The following is a 17,355-nucleotide window of genomic DNA, read 5'->3' on the forward strand; positions in this document are numbered from 1 at the left end:
CAGAGGTCGGGCACGGTCTGGTTCGCGAGGAGTCGAAACCCGTCGGCCTTTCCCTTGAGAGTCTCCAGTCTCCCGAACTGGACCGGACCGGTTCCTGACGGATCGTCGGGTGGGAATCGATCCCAAGGAAACCATAGGGGGGAAGGGTCGCTTTGCCCCCTTGGGTCACTCAGCGATGATTGTCCCAACGTGGCCAAACGCTCGATCACGAGCATCTCGCCACACGGATGGAGCGCCGGGGCAGGCCGAAAACCTGCCCCGGCGATCGATGTTCCGCGATCCGTCCGGACGACGACGTCCGAACCCAATGGGAGACGCTCAGATTCGCTTCTTCTCGAGCTGCATGTTGAGCCCGAGACCGCGGATTTCGTTGGTCAAGACGTCGAAGCTCGCGGGGGTACCGGCCTCGAGGGTATTCTCCCCCTTGACCATCGACTCGTAGATCTTGGTCCGTCCCTCGACGTCGTCGCTCTTGACCGTCAGCAGTTCTTGGAGGATGTAGGCGGCTCCGTAAGCCTCGAGCGCCCACACTTCCATTTCACCGAACCGCTGGCCGCCGAACCGTGCTTTACCACCCAACGGCTGCTGGGTGATCAAGGAGTACGGGCCGGTGGCACGAGCGTGGATCTTATCGTCGACCAAGTGGTGAAGTTTGAGCATGTAGAGATACCCAACCGTCACACGCTGGTCGAACTGCTCGCCGGTGCGACCGTCGAACAGGAGCGCCTTGCCGTTCTCGGGCAGGCCGGCGTCTTTGAGGCACTTGCGAATCGTGTCTTCGCTGGCACCGTCGAAGACCGGGCAGATCGCCTGGAACCCGAGCTTGGCGGCGGCCCAACCCAGGTGGGTTTCGAGAATCTGGCCGACGTTCATACGGCTCGGAACGCCCAAGGGGTTGAGCAAGATCTCGACCGGCGTACCGTCGGGCAGGAACGGCATATCCTCTTCGGGGAGGATCTTGGCGATGACGCCCTTGTTACCGTGCCGACCGGCCATCTTGTCGCCGACCGAGATCACCCGCTTGGTCGCGATGTAGATCTTGACCATCTGGAGAACGCCCGAGGGGAGCTCGTCGCCCCGCTTCAAGCTGTTCAGCCGGCGGTCCTTCTCGTCGCGCAACGCTTCGATTCTCGGGGCGTACTGGCGGACGACCTTTCGCGCTTCGGCGGCCCGCTCGGGGCTCCGCAGGTCGAGGGCTTCGAGCTTGAACCGCTCGCTCTCCTCGGCCAACGCCTTCGGGTCCTTCTCGCGGCCCAACGGCTTGCCGGTGGACGGGTCGAGGACCGGGCCGTCGACGGCTTCTTCCAGCGCCTTGATGAGCTGCTTGTACTCGTCCGAGATCTTGACGTTCTCGACCTGCTCGGTGTCCTTGAGCTCTTTCTCGAAGACCTTGCGTTCGTCTTCGTTGAGGCTCATTCGCCGGCTGAACCGCTGGGTGTTGATCACGATCCCCTCAACGCCCGAGGGGACTTCCAGCGAGTCATTTTTGACGTCTTCGCCGGCCCGGCCGAAGATCGCGTGGAGCAGCTTCTCTTCGGGGGTCAGCTCGCTCTTGGACTTCGGCGCCACCTTGCCCACCAGGATTTCGCCCGGCTTGACATAGGTGCCGATCCGCACGATCCCGTTCTCGTCCAGGTTCCGCAGCGCCTTCTCCGAGACGTTGGGGATGTCGCGGGTGAACTCCTCGCGCCCCAGCTTGGTCTCGCGGATCTCGATCTCGAACTCTTCGATATGGATCGACGTGTACACGTCTTCCTTCACGAGGCGTTCGCTGATGATGATCGCGTCTTCGAAGTTGTAGCCGTCCCAGGCCATGAACCCGACCAAGACGTTGCGGCCCAGGGCGAGTTCGCCCAGGTAGGTCGCGGCGCCGTCGGCGAGGATCTGCCCCTTCTTGACCTGCTGCCCAAGCTCGACGACCGGCTTCTGGTTCAAGCAGGTCCGCTCGTTGAGGCCGACGTACTTGCGGAGCTTGTAGATCTGGTTGTGGTCGATGATGATCCGCGACGAGTCGACGTAGGTCACGGTGCCGTCGGCGGGCGCCTTGACGATCATCCCCGAGTTCATGGCGACGGAGCGTTCCAGCCCCGTGGCCACGATCGGCGGCTCGGCCACCAGGAGCGGGACCGCCTGCCGCTGCATGTTCGAGCCCATCAACGCGCGGTTGGCGTCGTCGTGCTCGAGGAACGGGATCAGGCCGGCCGAGACGCCCACCATCTGCTTCGGCGAGATGTCCATGTACTGGACTTGGTCGACGGGGATGGTGTGGAAGTCGGTCTGGTACCGCGCGATGACGCTCGGCCCTTTGAGCTTGCCCGAGTCTTCGGTGGGGGCGTCGGCCGGCGCGAGGTAAGCTTCGCTCTCCTCGTCGGCCCGCATCCAGACGACGTTCTCGGTGCGGTGCCCGTGCGAAATCTGCCGGTAAGGGGTGACGAGGAAGCCGTACTCGTCGACGCCGCCGTAGATTCCCAACGAGCTGATCAGACCGATGTTCGTTCCTTCCGGAGTTTCGATCGGGCAGATTCGGCCGTAGTGGGAGATGTGGACGTCGCGGACCTCGAAGCCCGCGCGTTTCCGGTTCAAACCACCAGGGCCGAGGGCCGAGAGCCGGCGCTCGTGGGTCAGCTGAGCGAGCGGGTTGGTCTGGTCCACGACCTGGGACAATTCACCGCGGCCGAAGAAGTATTCGATCGCCGCGCTGATGCTCTTGGGGTTGATCAAGGAGCGCGGGGTCATGTCCTCGGCGTCTTTGAGGCTCATCCGCTCCTGGACGGTGCGGCGGAGCTTGAGGAACCCCTTGCGGAGCTCGTCGGCCGCGAGCTCGTCGATGGTTCGGAGGCGGCGGTTACCCAGGTGGTCGATATCGTCGACCTGTCCCTTGCCCTTGCGGAGGTTGAGGATGTACCGGATCGCGTTGACGTAGTCCTCGGGATCCAGAGTCATCTGGTCTTCGGGGATCGTCTGGCTGAATTTCCGGTTGATCCGGAACCGGCCGACCTTGCCCAGGCGGTAGCGGTTGGTGTCGAAGAACTTCTCGTGGAAGAGTTCTTTGGCCTTCTCGAGCTGGGGGGGATTGCCCGGTCGTAGCCGCTGGTAGATCCGGAGCAAGGCGCTTTCGTGGTCGGTCGTCGGGTCTTCCTGGAGCGACTGAAGGATCAACGGATCCTTCGCCTCCTTGAGCACCATGACCGGTCCCAGGCTGGCGTCGGCCAGGACTTGGGCCGAGGTCTTGGAGATGGTGGTGCCGCTCTCGATCAGGACTTCGCCGGTGGCCGGGTCGACGATGTCGCCGCAGGCGATCCGCCCTTCGAGCAGGGTGGCGGCGGCGCTGTCGCCGGTGTCGACCGACTCGGGGTCGTAGAACGAGGAGAGGATCGCTTCGTCGGACGAGAATTGCGGGCTCATCGCGCGGAGGAGCGTCATCGCGGAGAACTTGCCCGACTGGTCGATCCGGACGCCGAGCGTCTCTTTCTTGGTGACTTGGAGTTCGATCCAGCTTCCGCGTTCGGGGATGATCCGGCAGGCGTGGAGCTTACGGTCGCCCGCCTCGATCTCGACGACGAAGTCGACGCCCGGCGAGCGGTGGAGCTGGCTGACCACGACGCGTTCGGCGCCGTTGATGATGAACTCACCGCCGCCGATCATGATCGGCATATCGCCGAGGTAGACCGACTCTTCGATGGCGGCTTCCCCCTTGTTGAGGCGGAGCCAGACGTGGAGTGGGCGGCCGTAGGTGAGGCGGAGCTGGCGGCACTCGTCGGGTTCGTAGCGCGGTTTGCCCAGGTCGAACTTGATGTATTCCAGCTTCAGGGTCTTGTCGTAGCTCTCGATCGGGAAGATTTCCCGGAAGACCCCTTCGAGGCCGCTGTCGGCCCGCTCTTCGGCGATGATGTCGGCCTGAAGGAATCGCTCATAGCTGCGGGTCTGGATCTCGGTCAGGTCCGGAACCGGGAACACGTCGTAGATCTTGCCGAAATTCTTTTGTGTGGGCGGAGTGATCCGACGTACGGTGGTCGCGGTGGGCATATCGTCGCGCTCCTCAAGGGGAGATAGGTGGGCGCGGGCCGTCGGCCGGTCCGACTGGGCGTTTCGAAGGGGCGCCGGTCTCGACCATCCGAAGAGGTGGTCGTGCCGACCTGCCCGCGCGCCGAGACACCCCGGCGATCGGCCTGAAGGCCGCCGCCGGGGCGATTCGAGCAATTCGAGGGAGCGGCGGGCGCCTGGCGCGCGGCTTGGGGCCGGGCCAGGCGTCGTCGCGAACAGAAACGACGGGGTTCGTCACGAGACGTTTCGGTCCAGGTCAACTCGGCCCTCGTCTCATCCTTAGGCATTGAGGAAGCCGGCGGTCGGTGCGGCCGTCTCGACTTCCTCAACACGTCCTGGAGTGCGAAAGCGATCCCGGAGTCCGTCGGTCCGGGGCGGATTACTTGATCTTGACCGTGGCGCCGGCCTCTTCGAGCTCTTTCTTGAGCTTCTCGGCGTCTTCCTTGGAGATCGCCGTCTTGATCGCCTTGGGGGCGGCTTCGACAGCGTCCTTGGCCTCTTTCAGGCCCAGGCCGGTGGCGGCACGGACGACCTTGATGACGTTGATCTTGTTGGCGCCGAACGCTTCCAGGACGACGTCGAACTCGGTCTGAGCGGCGGCCGCTTCAACCGGGGCGGCGGCAGCGGCGGGACCCGCGACAACGGCGGCAGCGGCCGGCTTGATGCCGTGGACTTCTTCCAGGTAGTCGCCCAGGGCCTTGGCTTCCAGGACGGTCAGCTTGACGATCGAGTCGCCCAGGGTCTTGATGTTGTCGGCGAAGATCGCGGTCTCGGCGGTGGACATGAGTCGTGAGGTCCTTTCCTTTACGCAGCTTTCGGCGAGGGCGGTTGCCCCCGGCGACGTAGAGTGTCGAATACCAAAAAAGGCGGATGAATGCGGATCAAAAAAAGGCGCCTTCGCCCTCCGGCACCAGGCCGGAGACGGGACGTCCTACCCAGAGGACCCTTGGCAAGAGGGTGGCCGCCCGGGAGCTCAATCGGGTCAGGCCCCTTCTTCGGCGGCGGGGGCCGGAGTGTCGGCGGCCTCGGTGACGGTGTCGGTCGCGGTCTCGGCCTCGCCTTCCGGCGCGCCTTCGGACAGAGTTTCCAGCTGGCTCAAGATCCCGCTGGCCGGAGCGTTCGCCAACGACACCACCCGCTGGGCCGGCGACATGGCCAACGCCGCCACGCGGCCGATCAAGGCCTCGCGGCTGGGCAGCTTGGTGATGTCTTCGACCTGAGCCGGGCCGATGACGACGCCATCAACGGCTCCCCCCTTGATCTCGGGCTTCTTCAGCGCCTTGACCTGGGTGAAGATCTCCTTGGCCAGTTCGGCGACTCCATCACCGCCCCAGACGGCGACTGATGGGCCTTCCAGGAACTGGGACAGACCGTCCATCCCCATCTCAGTGAAGATCCGGCGGGCGAGCGTGTTCTTGAGAGTCCGGATCTTGATCGACTTCTTGCGCAGGTCGCGGCGGAACTGGTGTTCGGCGACCGCGCCCAGCCCTTTGAGGTCCAGGATCAGGACCGAACGGCTGCCGTCCAGTTCAGTCCTCAACTGGTCCATCATCAATTCTTTGACGTATTTACTCATGATCGCGTCGCTGCCTCGCTGGGGCGGTTGCCGGTCACGCCAGGACCCGGATACCCGGGCTCATGGTGGCCGAGATGGTGACCGAGCGGAGGTAAGTCCCCTTAGCGGCCGCCGGCTTGACCGTCTGGAGGTGCTTCAGGAATGCCGTGATGTTCTCGATGAGCTGGGCGTCGGTGAAGTTCAGCTTACCGACCGGGGCGGCAACATTGCCTCCCTTGTCGTTGCGGAACTCGATCTTGCCCGCTTTGAACTCGCGGACCGCCGAGGTGATGTCGGTGGCCACGGTGCCGGAACGCGGTGAGGGCATCAAGCCGCGAGGGCCGAGCAAACGGCCGAGCGGGCCGACCACGCCCATCATGTCCGGGGTCGCCAGCGCGACGTCGAAGTCCAGGAACCCGCCCTTGATCTTGGCGGCGAGATCGTCGCCACCCACGATGTCGGCGCCGGCGGCCGTGGCCTTCTCGGCGTTATCACCTTGGGCGAACACGGCGACCCGGACGTTCTTGCCGATCCCGTGCGGCAGGGCGACCGAGCCACGGACGTTCTGGTCGCTCTGACGCGGGTCGATCCCCAGGTTGGTCGAGACTTCGACCGTCTGGATGAACTTGGTCGTCCCGAAGGTCTTCAAATGACGGATCGCATCCTCGAGAGGGACCGGATCTTCGGTCACCTTCTCGCGCAAGGCGCGATAGCGTTTCGACTGACTAGGCAAGTTCGCGCTCCTTTCCGGAGGGCTGCCGCCGTACCGTCACCCGATCGCAGGACGATCGGGCTTCCCCAAGGGCGGGCGGTCGCGCCAAGGGGGGCCGGGGACCGGGAATTTCCCGCCCCGAGCCGTGGCTGCTCTTCACTGGAAGGGTTGAGACGAGGACCCGGCTCAACCTTTGATTTCGATCCCCATGCTTCGCGCCGTGCCTGCGATGATTCGGCAGGCATGCTCGATGTCGCGGGCGTTGAGGTCGGCAATCTTGGTTTCGGCGATCTTCTTGACTTGTTCGGCGGTCACGCTGCCGACTTTGGTCTTATGGGGCTCGGCCGACCCGGAGGCCACGCCCGCCGTCTGCTTCAAGAGGACGGCGGCCGGCGGGCTCTTGGTGATGAACTCGAACGAGCGGTCGGAGTAGATCGTGATCTCGACCGGGATCGTCGTCCCCTTCATGTCCTTCGTTCGGTCGTTGAACTGCATCACGAACTGACCGATGTTGACACCATGCTGGCCAAGGGCCGGCCCGACCGGGGGCGCGGGGGTCGCCTGCCCGCCCGGACACTGGAGCTTCACCTTCGCCGTCATCACCTTGGCCATCGTCGTCTCCCGTCGGGTCCATTGGGGGCACGGCGGCCGAGGGATGGTCGATCTCACCCATCCCGCACACCGCGACACCCGGATCCCGCGTTTCCTCTAGGTCAGATAGGTTCCACTTGCCAGTATTCGAGGTCGACCGGCGTGGGCCGGTTGAAGATGATCAGCATGACCTTGACCAAGCCGCGGGCCTCGATCACTTCCTCGACCGTGCCTTCGAAGTTCTCGAACGGACCGTCCTTGATCTTCACCCGATCGCCCCGCTCGACGTTGATCCGGATCGTCGGGACCTTGTCGGTCTTGGCCGTTTCCTGGCCAAGCATCTGGTTGACTTCGGTCTCGGTCATCTTCGTCGGCGTGCCATGCGCCCCGACGAAATCGCCGACACCGGGCGTCTCCCGAACGGTGAACCAGGTCTTCTCGTTGAGCTCCATCTCGACCATGATGTAGCCGGGATAGGTTTTCCGCTCGACGATCCGCTTCTTGTTGTTCCGGATCTCGGTGATCTTTTCGGTGGGCACCACGATCCGGCTGAAGTAGCGCTCGAGTCCCTGGATCTTGACCCGTCGTTCCAGCGCGTCGCGAATCGTATCCTCACGCGAGCTCTGGACCTTGAGCACGTACCAAACCAGCTCGATCTTCTCTTCGTCGTCGTCCACGACCGATGCGGTCGCGTCGGGTTCCGACTCCGGTTCCGATTCAGCTTCAGGCTTGGGTTCCGGGGCGGGTCGAGCCGAGGTCATCGGCGGGCCGCCATCGGGGGTCTGCTCCTCGACTTCGAACGCAGGGGAATCATCCTCCGCGGCGAGGGTCGGCGGTTCGTCCGGCCCCAAGGACCCGTTGCCGGGGGGGACCGAATCGGGGATCTCGTCAGTCGGGTGACTCATGCAACGCCATGCGGGGATGGAGGCCAAGAACCAAGGGAAACCACCAACGGGACGCGAGGAGTCCGGAGCCCGCCGCGGCGGAACCGGAGGCGGCCGGATGGGGACGGGTCGGGGTTAGCCGGCACTCGAGCCGAACGCTCCCCCTCCTCCAAATTTCAGGACGCCGAGGATCTGGAGCAGGTTCGACCACACCCAGTCGACCCCGAACAGATAGACCGACATCAGCACGACGGTCGAGAGGACGACGGTCGTGGCGCGGTAGAGGTCGTCGCGGCTGGTCCACGAGACCTTGTTCATCTCGGCTTCGGTGGCGATCAGGAATTCGACGAACGGCGGGTATTCCACCAGGCGGAAAATGAACCAGGCGAACGCCAGACCGAGCGCCGTGGGGATTCCGAATCGAATCGCGGGGCTGGAGGAGAGCAGCGTGTCATAGAGTCGCCAAATCCCCAATGCGACGATGATTCCGAGCCCAGCAGCCGTGTAGATCCGGGCGTGACGCCCCTGCTTTGGCTTGTGGAGGGTGGCGCTGAAGAGGTTCGTGACGAACAGGGCAAAATCCTTGCGGCGCTTGGATCCTCCTCCCGTCGCCCCCGCTTTCGGGGGCTTCGACGCCTTCGACGCCGGCGCTCCATCTTTGACTTTGCCCATGGCTACTTTCTCGCGTGCAAGTGGACGGGACACAACTTCGTGGAGGTCGGTTCGCGGTCACGGTCGGGGGGAAGGTCTCGGTTCGGGTTAGGTTCCGAGGTGACCTACGGTGGTGTTGCGGAACCGAAACGATCGGTGCCGTTTCGCCAAGAAGCACGAGCGGAGGGAATCGAACCCCCAACCGCCGGTTTTGGAGACCGGTGCTCTACCAATTGAGCTACGCTCGTCGCTAACAAACCCCCTGAGCGGACCGGCCGGGCCTGACTACGAAGCCCGGCACCAGCGCCGTTGTTGTTTCCATCGAAAATGGGACGGCCCGGCACGGCAAACTCGCCGTCCGCCGGGTCGGACCATTTCATTTCGTCTCGGTCGCCTACTTCTTCCGCGATTCCTTGTGCGGCGTGTGCTTGCGATCGCGCCGGCAGTATTTCTTCAACTCCAGACGATCGGCACCGCGTGTTTCTTTCTGCGTCCGGTAGTTCCGGTCTCCGCAGGCGGTGCATTCTAGCCAGACGTACTCGCGCATCTACCCACTCCCGCGCCGGTGCGAACGGCCGCCGCCGCCCTGAAAAAGGGGCGGCTGGCGGCAAGTTGCACAGATCAAGGTCACTGAAGGATCTTGGTCACAACGCCGGCGCCGACGGTCTTGCCCCCTTCACGGATGGCGAACCGGAGGTTCTCCTCCATCGCGATGGGGGTGTGCAGCTCGACGGTCATCTTGATGTTGTCGCCGGGCATGCACATTTCGGCTTCGCTATTGTCCTCCGAGAGGAGGTTCAAAACCGAGCCGGTCACGTCGGTCGTCCGGAAGTAGAACTGGGGCCGGTATCCCTTGAAGAACGGCGTGTGCCGTCCCCCTTCGTCCTTCGAGAGGACGTACACCTCGGCCTCGAACTTGGTGTGCGGGGTGATCGATCCGGGCTTGCAGATGACCTGCCCACGCTCGAGATCGGTCTTTTCAATGCCTCGCAAGAGCACGCCGACGTTGTCTCCGGCCTGGCCGAAGTCCATCGTCTTCTGGAACATTTCAACGCCGGTGACCACCGAGTTCTTGTTGGCGTTGAAGCCAACGATCTCGACCGCTTCACCCACCTTGATCGAACCACGCTCAATCTTGCCCGTGCCGACGGTCCCGCGTCCCTTGATCGAGAACACGTCTTCGATCGGCATCAGGAACGGCTTGTCAACCGCCCGCACCGGCTCGGGAATGTAGTCGTCCATCGACTTGACCAAGTCGAGGATCGGCTGGGCCGCGACCGGGTCGGTCGGGTTCTCGTAGGCCGGTCGGCTGCATCCGCGAGTGATCGGGATCTCGTCGCCGGGGAACTTGTAGTGGGTCAGGAGCTCACGAAGCTCCATCTCGACCAACTCCAGCAGTTCCTCGTCGTCGACCAGGTCGATCTTATTGAGGAAGACCACCAGCGCGGGGACACCGACCTGGCGAGCCAGAAGGATGTGCTCCCGGGTCTGCGGCATCGGTCCGTCGGCGGCCGAGACCACGAGAATCGCACCGTCCATTTGGGCGGCACCCGTGATCATGTTCTTGATATAGTCAGCGTGACCCGGGCAGTCGATGTGGGCGTAGTGGCGCTTTTCGCTCTCATACTCGACGTGGGAGACGGCAATGGTCACCGTCTTGTTCGCGTCGCGGACCGTCCCGCCCTTGGCGATGTCCTTGTAATCCTTCTTCTTGGCCTGGCCATGGGCGGCGAGAACCGAGAGGAGGGCTGCCGTGAGCGTCGTCTTGCCGTGGTCGATGTGCCCGATCGTTCCCACGTTGACGTGTGGTTTTGTCCGGGTGAACGTTTCCTTTGCCATTGCTTAGCGCCTTACGGCATCCCTGGTGTTCGTTTGGCGGGGACCCGCCCAGCCGCCCCACACGTCAACAATGGTCCGCTCCGGGCGGGACTACCCAGCGGCCTGGGGCCGACCTCTGGGTCCAACTCGCACCGCCCGGACTTGGGCGTCGCCCAAAAGCTGCCGCTGGGATTTGAACCCAGGACCTCGTCCTTACCAAGGACGCGCTCTACCAACTGAGCCACGGCAGCATTTGCTTCAATACCGAATTCGGTGCGATCTTCGGATGTCGGGCGATTCAGGTCTCGTCTTCCATGCCAGGACGTTCAGCCAAGCCTCAACTCCCCGCCGCCGGACCGGAGAGCGGGTGATGGGAATCGAACCCACGTTGCCTGCTTGGAAGGCAGGTACTCTACCATTGAGTTACACCCGCGAGAAGCCGAACTGGCCGCACCAAGTCGGCTGAAGGTCGGTGGATCGTGGGGGAGACTCGTACTTGGCTCTACCCTGGTTATGCCGTCAACTTACCTGATTTCGCTTGAGGACTCGAGGCCCTTTCTCAGAAAATTTATGGACCTCGTTACGCGTCGATTCGGTAATGGGTGGAGCAGGATTCGAACCTGCGAAGGCAGAGCCAGCAGATTTACAGTCTGCCCCCTTTGGCCACTTGGGTATCCACCCGACTTGAACTTTCGGCCTACTGCTTCCTTCGGTTTTCAGGGACTTACTTGAGCGTTGGCGATTCTCTCGTTTTTTCAACCAGACAGTTCACCAGAGCTGGCGGTGAGAGTCGAACTCACAACCGTCGGTTTACAAAACCGGTGCTCTGCCAGTTGAGCTACGCCAGCGTCGGCAAGGCCGTGAAATTCCCAAATATACCGTCGTGGCTGTTCGTTGCAAGATCTCTTTTCGCCGATCCGGCGGAATTCGACCTGCGTGGAACTCAAGGCTAACGACTGGCTCTGATTACCGAGGGTTGCCCCGCAGGCTCTCAAGAGCGAAGACGACCGCGTTCGTCCGGCGACGTTATTTGGTGCCGCCGGTGAAACGCGGTCGAATGCCGTCTTAACATCGCTTCATTTTTGGAGCGACATCATGAATGGACTATATTAGCGACCCGATGTCCGGTTCGGCAAGGGGGTAGTTCGGAAAATCTTCCATTTCTTTGGATCGCGGCGGGCTTACAGCATGGGAAGGTCGAGTTTCTCCTCGATGGCGATCCGGCGGAGCTTGTCTTGGGCTCGCGATTCGATCTGGCGGACCCGTTCTTTGGTGATCCCGAGTTCACGGCCCAACTGCTCCAGGGTTTGCTCGCCGACTCCGTTGATGCCGTAGCGGCTGATGATGATCCGCCGCTCGCGTTCGTCGAGTCGTCCGAGCATCCCTTTGACCGCTTCCTGGTTGCGGCGTTGGGCCGACTCGTATTCGTGCTCGTCGATTCGGGTGTCGGCGGCCGCCTCGAACATCTCTTCGTGGCCGGTGACGAACCGGTCGCGCCGGTAGTTCTCTTCGGGGATGGTTCGGGCGAAGTTTTTCATGATCGCCCACGAGGCGTACGTGCTGAACTTATTCCCTCGGGCGTAGTCGAACTTTTCCACGGCGCGGATGAGCGACATGTTGCCGTCGGAGACCAGCTCGAAGAAGTTATTCGACGGGCCGACGTGTCGCTTGGCGATCGAGACGACGAGGCGGAGGTTGGAGCGGATAATCTGGTTCTTGACCGCCAACGCCTCTTCTTGGAGCCGTTCGATCTCGTCGAGGTCGCCGGTGCGCGCTCGGCCGGGATCGATCTGGTCGCGGAGTCGGTTGGCGAGGCACTTTAAGTAGTTCATCTTGCGGAACAGGTGGGCTTCCTGTTCGCGGCCGAGTAAGGGGACCTCGTAAAGACTGGCCAGGTAGGGGGGAAGTCCCTTGGGAGCTTTGGTGCGCCGCGGGGCTTTGCCGTCGGCCGGGAGGGGCATTGGCCCCAAGATCGCCTCGGCGGCCGCGGGATCGTCGAAGCTGGGATGCGCCATGAATTCGAGCTTCACGCTCAAGATCCGCAAGGCACGCATCTCGTTGATGGCGCGGTAGACGCTCGAGCGGGTCCGGTTGAATTGGGTGGCCAGGACCTCGGCCGAGACGCCGCGGCGATAGAGCCGGTAGATTTGCCCCTTGGCCTCCTCGTCGAGAGGTCCGGTCATCGGGGGAAAGATGGCCCGGTCGGGATGACCGCGGTCGTAGCTTTTCAGAGTCGATCGTACGGTTTCCGTGGAGCGTCCCATTTTGCGAGCGATCCTCCGCGCAATCTCGACCAGACCCCCCTGGCCGACCTGCGCCATCCGACGAGCGCGGCGAATGATCTCGTCACGCTCCTCGTCAGTCAAAAGTCGGAACCGAGTTCCCCGGTCGACCTGATCGCGGTGCGACTCAACGAATCGCATCACGCTCGACTCGAGAAACCCGACCTTGGTGCGCCCGTCGATGACAAACCGCCGGGCCACTAACCCTTGCCGCCGCCACCGCGTGATCGTCCGGGTCGACACGTTGAAGCGGAGACCGACCGCCTCAACCGTCAGCACCGGCTCAGCCGCTTGCTCGACCGCCTGCCCTACCGTTCCTGACAGATCCTCAATGAAGAGACGGAGGTCGTGGCGAACCCCACTCCCCTCCAACAGAAGCTCAGGCGCCGTCTCGGGGCGATACCCCTTGATGCGATACCAGAGATACTCATACGGATATTGCTTCTCCGGCTGAATCTCCCCCAGCAACGTCTCGGCCCGATCAACCTGTTCGAGTCGCTCCTGCTTCGGAGCGAACCGAGCCTGTTGCTCCTTCAGCTGTTTCAGAGCCGGGTGGCAATAACTGCTCCCCATCCTCGGAATTCTCCCCAGGCGAATCCCTTATCCTCGAACCCGAACCCGTCGCGACCCATCGATCCTGCAAACGGATCCTGAACGGCACACTTGACTAACCCATGGGAACCTTCGCATCTTTCTGTGCTTCGAGAAAGCCCTCTCCCTTCCTGAGGGCGAGCCCTCCTCCCAGGTTCGCACACTCTTCTTACGCAAACCAAGTGCCCTTGGGTCGTAAATAATCGTTGAACCACGACTTTCGTGCCCACGATCCCTGTGATTGGAACGCCTGTTTCAAACAGACGTTTTAATTCGTCGTTTTGTTCGCGGAATTTCGGTCCTGGTTTTCTCATTGGACCGGTGAACCCTGCCCCAAGTTCCCGTCTCGCTTGCATTTTCGTTGCGAAGCGTTCGGTTCGGAATTCGGATTCGAGCCCACGCAGTCCAGGGAATGTCACGGGGACAAGAGAGGAACCCCGATCGGTCGCAACCCTACCGCGACCGGTCGTCCGCTTCACTTCGATTACGCAACTCTGGCTGATTCGTGACCAGTCATTGTGGCGTGCATGCAAGTTTTGAAGGATTTGCCAATCCGGCTGGCAACGCAGGGAAAAAAGGGGCGGTGAGGTTGCAAGGTTGAGAGCTTGGGGGACCCTTTGCGTTGAGCCTCAGAATTCGGAGGCGCTCCCCTGAGGGGACGAGCGACCGGTTCGGCTCGGTTCGGGGAGGCGTGCGGAATTGACAGCGTGGTTCCGGAGCTACTAGAGTCAGTGGAGTTTCCAACTTGAGGAACTCATCTCCCGAGTCGGAAGTCCGGCACTTGGCTCCGGGAATGATGGGACGCTTCAACGATCGGCTCAGTCCGTGACTCTGCCGCCTTTTGGATCGGCGCGCCTTCCACTCCTCAGTCTTGTCTCTCTCGGGACAGGCTCGAGCGCTCGAGGAGTTGTGTTCGTGGTTCGGGCCTGGAGTCGGCAAGGTCGTTCAACGCATGAGGAGCTAAGGATGGCCGCGTTCAGAGGTTCCGTGATCGGGCTAGTGGTTTTCGGGGCGTGTCTGACCGCCTTTGGGGCCGCCGCCGTGGAGACGGTGACGCTAAGCGACTCCGCGCGGGTTGGCGACTCGACCCAAGTGCTCATCCTTTTGAAGGCGGAGGGGCTTTACCGGCCTGCTCCCCCTCCCGGCACCGCCAAGCCCGAGCCCGTCAAGCCGTTGAAGCTGAAGGTCGAGACCCGGCTCGAGTTCGTCGAGCGGGTGCTCGCGACCGACACTCAGGGGAAACCAGGACGAGCCACCAGGGTGGTCCGCAAGGTAAGCCAGGCGGCCTCGGCGATCAATGGTGAGATCCGGCCGACGGCCGCGGTGCTCCGGCCGGAGGTTGCCCTGCTCGTGGCCGAACCCCGGGCGGAAGGGGTGGTCGTGTTCAGCCCGGGAGGACCGTTGACTCGCTCCGAATTGGAGTTGGTTCAGGCGGCGGCCGACCCCTTGGCTCTGGCCGCCCTGCTCACGGACAAGCCGGTCAAGGTGGGGGATTCCTGGAAGGTCGGCGACGACGGGGCGCGGTCCCTCAGTTCGTACGACACGCTGACCGAGAACGCGCTTCAGGCCAAGGTTGAGTCGATCGACGCCCGAACGGTCAAGATTCACCTGGAAGGGAACGTCCGGGGGGCGGTGCTCGGCGGTGAAGGGAAAATGCTCTTTGATGGAACGTTGAGTGTCGACCGCGCGGCGGGTCGAATCGACCGGCTGCACCTGCAACGTTCCGAGGCGCGGAAGCCGGGCGCGGTCGAGGCAGGGCTGGAGGTGAAGAGTACTTTGACCGTCACCCGGCAGACGGCCGAACCCTCGGCCCAGATTGCCGACGACGCGGTCGCGGCGGGGGCGGGGGCGGTGGAGCCCGACCCGAAACGCGAGCAACTGTTGCTGGTCTCGCCCGACGGTAAGTACACCCTGACCCATGACCGCAACTGGCACACCTACTGGGACGATCGGCGGCTGACGGTGCTCAAACGGCTCGACCGCGGGGTGGTGGTCGCGCAGTGCAACCTCATGAATGGGCCGAGCGCGGGCAAGGGGCGACATCAGGACCTGAAGCAGTTTCGAAATGACCTGCGGAGCGCCTTGGGGCCGAGGTTTGCCTCGTTCCTCGGTGAAGGGGAAGTCGAGGGGGACCCGGCGGGCGGCTTCCGCTACAAGGTCGGCGTGCAGGGGCGTGAGGGGAACCTCGGCCTGGTCTGGTACTATTACCTCATCGCCAGCCCCGACGGTGACCAGTTGCTTGCAACATTCACCCAGGCGGACGATCGGGTCAAAGCCTTCGGCGACCAGGATCTTCGCCTGATCGGCTCGCTTCGTTGGCGGGACGCGCCGGAAGCGGCTCCTCGTCCCACTCCCACTCCGGAACTCAATTCAAAACCCTAGGGCGGTCCTATTCGGTCGCCTCCGGGGGCGATTTTTCTCTATTAAGATGGGTTGGCGTTCGACGGTTCCACCATTCGAAATCGAGGCGTTCCCATGCGGTGGAGGCGATCTATCGGGTCGGTCTGGGGTGGTTTGGTCGCGGCCTCGTTGTGGGGGGCCACTGCGCTCGGCCAGGAGGGGGCCGCGGCATCAGCCCCGCCGCCTTCCGGCGAGTCCCAGTCGGTGACCGACCTGGTCACGCGGTTCCTTTTCTCCGAGCACTACGAGAAAGCGGACGCGAAGAGCCCGCCCGGCTTGATCGGCCAGTATCGAGTGGTCACTCGTGACACGGCCAAGGTCGTCACCGAGAAGCCGCAGGGCACCCCCGATCGAAACGAAGCGACTCAGGAGTCCGACTATCGCGAGCGACCAGCCGACTTGACCGGTGGGGACAAGATCAAGGCCGGTGTGCGCGAGTACGCGGCCTACCGGATCACTCCCCACCCGAACACCAAGCCATCGCGCCCGGACCCGCTCAAGGGCCTGATGATCTGGTATCAGCCTCGCGAGGGGAGCGATCCCCAGGTCCTGAGCCTCATCCCGGGCCGCGGCCTGCGCGAGGACGAGTACGCAATCATTCGCCGCGAGGTTTACCTGCCCGACCTCGCGGCCCTGCTGCCCACCATCCCCAGCCGGGTCGGTGATCGGTGGGCCGTCTCGAAGGCGGGGGGGCGTGCCTTGCTTGGGTCGGTCCCGCTGCCTCTGGCCGCAACCTTGCAGCAGGTGCGCCAGGCGGCCGAAGGGCCGAACTGGGAGGCGGTCATCGGGGTCGCGGGGCGGTCGCCGGCCCGGTCCAATTCGGGCAGTTTCGCGATCAACGCTCAACTCGTGTTCAGCTTCTCACCGCCGAGCTCAGGCAGTCCGGGCGCGAGTAAGGACTCGGGCGCGGAGAAGGGAAAGGAGAAGGAGTCGATCGTGGATGTGCGGGGGGCCGTCATCGAACTCCGCATGGCAACGTCCGCAGTCACCCCGCTTCCCCCAACGGCCGACTCCGCCAGACCGTGACCCGGGAGTTGATTATCGACCGGCGGATCGACGAGACGGGCGAAGCGTTGCCGCTCCCCAACCCGGCCCCCGTGGCGACCGAGGAGAACTCGTGGCTGAGCTACGACGATCCGCAAGGCAAGTTCCACTTCCGCTTCCCGCAGGAGTACCGTCCGGGCCGGCCGCCGGACGAGCTCTCGTTGGAGTTGGTTCGGCCCCGCCCGGGTGGTCCCGACACCCTCGAGTTTCAGCGCATCATCAAGACGGGGGATGCCGAGGCGGATCGGATGAATCGCGACCCCGAGTTCCACCTCAAGATGCTCAAGGAAGAATGGCGGCAGAACCGGTACAACGTCATCCCAGGGCCACACGCCTGGCTGCCCGAAGCCGACTGGGCCGCCTCCAAGCGAAAAGTCTATCGCGCTGAGTCGGTCCTGAAAGGGGGGCGGCCCCCGGTAAAGGAGAGATCCGGGTCCACAACGACCTCTATTTCATCCTCTTCGGCCGGGATGAGAGCCTGATCGTCACCTCCAATACGGTGCAAGACCCCGCCACCCCATTCCGCAACCAGGTCGAAGCGATCATCCGAACGTTCGACTTCGGCCCCACGGAAGCCCCTTGACCAGGCAGGCGGCCGCGGTTGCCGACCGGCGACCGCGGTTGCCCACTGACAAGAGGTTCTTGAAAGACAGACAAAAAAGAGAGGGCGTTATCCCTACTCTGAACCGTTGCAGAGGTCGCGGCGAAACCCTTCACTCCTGTATGATTGATTTGGGCCCCCGATGGGACGACGGCTATCATACAGTCGAGGTCGTCCGACGC

General features: G+C 63.2%; 13 protein-coding genes and 5 tRNA genes. 3 read left to right on the forward strand and 15 right to left on the reverse strand.

Going from position 1 to position 17,355, the window contains the following annotated elements; genetic code table 11:
* Positions 1–318: 318 nt before the first annotated feature.
* The 15 genes from rpoB to BUS42_RS22515 form a co-directional block, all read right to left on the reverse strand.
* Positions 319–4,026 (reverse strand): DNA-directed RNA polymerase subunit beta, encoded by a 3,708-nt coding sequence (rpoB, locus tag BUS42_RS22445; RefSeq protein WP_074309849.1) that lies wholly within the window; start codon positions 4,024–4,026, stop codon positions 319–321.
* A 397-nt stretch (positions 4,027–4,423) separates the two neighbouring features.
* Positions 4,424–4,828 (reverse strand): 50S ribosomal protein L7/L12, encoded by a 405-nt coding sequence (gene rplL, locus BUS42_RS22450; protein ID WP_074309851.1) that lies wholly within the window; start codon positions 4,826–4,828, stop codon positions 4,424–4,426.
* Positions 4,829–5,026: 198 nt separating this feature from the next.
* Positions 5,027–5,620: a 50S ribosomal protein L10 gene (gene rplJ / locus BUS42_RS22455; protein WP_074309854.1), complete on the reverse strand. Its 594-nt coding sequence runs from the start codon at positions 5,618–5,620 to the stop codon at positions 5,027–5,029.
* Positions 5,621–5,654: 34 nt separating this feature from the next.
* A complete protein-coding gene (rplA, locus tag BUS42_RS22460; protein WP_074309857.1) occupies positions 5,655–6,332 on the reverse strand; it encodes a 50S ribosomal protein L1 in 678 nt (225 codons plus the stop codon).
* Positions 6,333–6,497: 165 nt separating this feature from the next.
* Positions 6,498–6,923 carry a 50S ribosomal protein L11 gene (gene rplK, locus BUS42_RS22465; RefSeq protein WP_015244125.1) on the reverse strand — a complete coding sequence of 142 codons (426 nt, stop codon included), beginning with the start codon at positions 6,921–6,923 and terminating at the stop codon, positions 6,498–6,500.
* 101 nt (positions 6,924–7,024) lie between these two features.
* Positions 7,025–7,807 (reverse strand): transcription termination/antitermination protein NusG, encoded by a 783-nt coding sequence (nusG, locus tag BUS42_RS22470; RefSeq protein WP_074309859.1) that lies wholly within the window; start codon positions 7,805–7,807, stop codon positions 7,025–7,027.
* 114 nt (positions 7,808–7,921) lie between these two features.
* On the reverse strand, positions 7,922–8,458 hold the full coding sequence (gene secE / locus BUS42_RS22475; RefSeq protein ID WP_074309861.1) for a preprotein translocase subunit SecE: 537 nt from the start codon (positions 8,456–8,458) through the stop codon (positions 7,922–7,924).
* A gap of 154 nt (positions 8,459–8,612) precedes the next feature.
* Positions 8,613–8,685, reverse strand: a tRNA-Trp gene (locus BUS42_RS22480).
* Positions 8,686–8,831: 146 nt separating this feature from the next.
* Positions 8,832–8,984 (reverse strand): 50S ribosomal protein L33, encoded by a 153-nt coding sequence (rpmG, locus tag BUS42_RS22485; protein ID WP_015244128.1) that lies wholly within the window; start codon positions 8,982–8,984, stop codon positions 8,832–8,834.
* 80 nt (positions 8,985–9,064) lie between these two features.
* The gene (gene tuf, locus BUS42_RS22490; protein WP_074309862.1) at positions 9,065–10,276 is read right to left on the reverse strand and encodes an elongation factor Tu; all 1,212 of its coding nucleotides are present in this window, start codon (positions 10,274–10,276) and stop codon (positions 9,065–9,067) included.
* Between the two features lie 157 nt (positions 10,277–10,433).
* Positions 10,434–10,506 (reverse strand) — tRNA-Thr (locus BUS42_RS22495).
* A gap of 111 nt (positions 10,507–10,617) precedes the next feature.
* Positions 10,618–10,688: transfer RNA gene (locus tag BUS42_RS22500), tRNA-Gly, on the reverse strand.
* 166 nt (positions 10,689–10,854) lie between these two features.
* A tRNA-Tyr gene (locus BUS42_RS22505) sits at positions 10,855–10,936 on the reverse strand.
* 94 nt (positions 10,937–11,030) lie between these two features.
* Positions 11,031–11,103 (reverse strand) — tRNA-Thr (locus BUS42_RS22510).
* Positions 11,104–11,436: 333 nt separating this feature from the next.
* Entirely contained in the window at positions 11,437–13,110 is a 1,674-nt protein-coding gene (locus BUS42_RS22515; RefSeq protein WP_074309864.1) for a sigma-70 family RNA polymerase sigma factor, read from the reverse strand.
* Positions 13,111–14,094: 984 nt separating this feature from the next.
* On the opposite strand from BUS42_RS22515, the gene BUS42_RS22520 reads away from it, so the two are divergent.
* From BUS42_RS22520 to BUS42_RS45285, 3 genes are all read left to right on the forward strand, one after another.
* The gene (locus BUS42_RS22520; RefSeq protein ID WP_074309866.1) at positions 14,095–15,510 is read left to right on the forward strand and encodes a hypothetical protein; all 1,416 of its coding nucleotides are present in this window, start codon (positions 14,095–14,097) and stop codon (positions 15,508–15,510) included.
* 93 nt (positions 15,511–15,603) lie between these two features.
* Complete coding sequence (locus BUS42_RS45280) at positions 15,604–16,554, forward strand: hypothetical protein (RefSeq protein WP_254053668.1); 951 nt, start codon at positions 15,604–15,606, stop codon at positions 16,552–16,554.
* On the forward strand, positions 16,551–17,054 hold the full coding sequence (locus tag BUS42_RS45285; RefSeq protein ID WP_254053669.1) for a hypothetical protein: 504 nt from the start codon (positions 16,551–16,553) through the stop codon (positions 17,052–17,054). Before BUS42_RS45280 ends, BUS42_RS45285 begins: the two co-directional genes overlap by 4 nt.
* Positions 17,055–17,355: the final 301 nt, after the last annotated feature.

Origin of the sequence: Singulisphaera sp. GP187 (assembly GCF_900129635.1) — a bacterium.
Lineage (GTDB): Bacteria > Planctomycetota > Planctomycetia > Isosphaerales > Isosphaeraceae > Singulisphaera.

Excerpts from the sequence above, each read along its gene's own strand:
- rplK (WP_015244125.1), bottom strand. The coding sequence starts at position 6,923 with ATGGCCAAGGTGATGACGGCGAAGGTGAAGCTCCAGTGTCCGGGCGGG.
- nusG (WP_074309859.1), bottom strand. The coding sequence starts at position 7,807 with ATGAGTCACCCGACTGACGAGATCCCCGATTCGGTCCCCCCCGGCAAC.
- BUS42_RS22515 (WP_074309864.1), bottom strand. The coding sequence starts at position 13,110 with ATGGGGAGCAGTTATTGCCACCCGGCTCTGAAACAGCTGAAGGAGCAA.
- rpoB (WP_074309849.1), bottom strand. The coding sequence starts at position 4,026 with ATGCCCACCGCGACCACCGTACGTCGGATCACTCCGCCCACACAAAAG.
- rpmG (WP_015244128.1), bottom strand. The coding sequence starts at position 8,984 with ATGCGCGAGTACGTCTGGCTAGAATGCACCGCCTGCGGAGACCGGAAC.
- rplJ (WP_074309854.1), bottom strand. The coding sequence starts at position 5,620 with ATGAGTAAATACGTCAAAGAATTGATGATGGACCAGTTGAGGACTGAA.
- tuf (WP_074309862.1), bottom strand. The coding sequence starts at position 10,276 with ATGGCAAAGGAAACGTTCACCCGGACAAAACCACACGTCAACGTGGGA.
- rplL (WP_074309851.1), bottom strand. The coding sequence starts at position 4,828 with ATGTCCACCGCCGAGACCGCGATCTTCGCCGACAACATCAAGACCCTG.
- secE (WP_074309861.1), bottom strand. The coding sequence starts at position 8,458 with ATGGGCAAAGTCAAAGATGGAGCGCCGGCGTCGAAGGCGTCGAAGCCC.
- BUS42_RS45280 (WP_254053668.1), top strand. The coding sequence starts at position 15,604 with ATGCGGTGGAGGCGATCTATCGGGTCGGTCTGGGGTGGTTTGGTCGCG.
- BUS42_RS22520 (WP_074309866.1), top strand. The coding sequence starts at position 14,095 with ATGGCCGCGTTCAGAGGTTCCGTGATCGGGCTAGTGGTTTTCGGGGCG.